Source organism: Pseudoalteromonas sp. MER144-MNA-CIBAN-0113, from assembly GCF_040308965.1.
GTDB lineage: Bacteria > Pseudomonadota > Gammaproteobacteria > Enterobacterales > Alteromonadaceae > Pseudoalteromonas > Pseudoalteromonas tetraodonis.
The window spans coordinates 1-269 of the sequence record NZ_JBEOOG010000375.1 but is presented as its reverse complement, the minus strand read 5'-3'; the positions used below and the strand labels follow the sequence as shown (position 1 = coordinate 269).

Annotated in this window: 1 protein-coding gene; it reads right to left on the bottom strand. The window is 48.3% G+C overall.

Going from position 1 to position 269, the window contains the following annotated elements; all coding sequences use genetic code 11:
* Positions 1-234 (bottom strand): hypothetical protein (locus tag AAEY57_RS20115; protein WP_350608677.1); only part of this gene is annotated, 234 nt, incomplete at its 3' end.
* Between the last annotated feature and the right edge of the window lie 35 nt (positions 235-269).

Genomic DNA, 269 nt, shown 5'->3' with positions numbered 1-269 from the left:
ACTGGTAACAGGATTAGCAGAGCGAGGTATGTAGGCGGTGCTACAGAGTTCTTGAAGTGGTGGCCTAACTACGGCTACACTAGAAGAACAGTATTTGGTATCTGCGCTCTGCTGAAGCCAGTTACCTTCGGAAAAAGAGTTGGTAGCTCTTGATCCGGCAAACAAACCACCGCTGGTAGCGGTGGTTTTTTTGTTTGCAAGCAGCAGATTACGCGCAGAAAAAAAGGATCTCAAGAAGATCCTTAGGCCTTTTCTACGGGGTCTGACGC